We start from the raw sequence: 523 nt of genomic DNA, 5'->3' as shown, positions 1-523 counted from the left end.
TGAAAGGCCATCGCACCATTCGTGAAGCGATTGAAGACCCAAATATTCATGCCGAAGTAAAACAAGCGATGCAGGAAAGTGGCGAAGTGTTGATTCGTCGTTACGGCTTCGACCGCGACATGCACAATGCCTACATCGAAAAGATTTTAGGTCGCTTCGCCAACCCATATTTAGTGGATGAAGTGGATCGCGTTGGACGACAACCAATTCGTAAATTGGGTGCAAATGATAGATTAGTGAAGCCATTACTCGGTACAATCGAGTATGGCACTGAAAATCAAACACTTTTGAAAGGGATCGCGGCGGCGTTGAAATACACCAACGACACCGATCCGCAAGCGGTTGAGCTACAGACCTCATTAAAAGAGGTTGGCGTGACAAAAACGCTAGCGAAATACACAGGTCTGGCTGAAGACAGTGATGAAGTGGCTCAAATCGAGTCGCTTTACAACCAGCTTTGATTGACTCAGGGGGAGCTCTGCTCCCCTTAATATAATAATGAAACAACTGATCAGTATATGGC

Annotated in this window: 1 pseudogene; it reads left to right on the top strand. The window is 46.1% G+C overall.

The annotated features are described in order from the left end of the window. Positions 1–461 (top strand): annotated as a pseudogene (locus tag R7O13_RS30705) (mannitol-1-phosphate 5-dehydrogenase); the annotation flags it as partial. Between the last annotated feature and the right edge of the window lie 62 nt (positions 462–523).

It is taken from the genome of Vibrio sp. Y176, from assembly GCF_033438945.1.
This window is presented reverse-complemented; position numbering and strand designations above follow the sequence as displayed.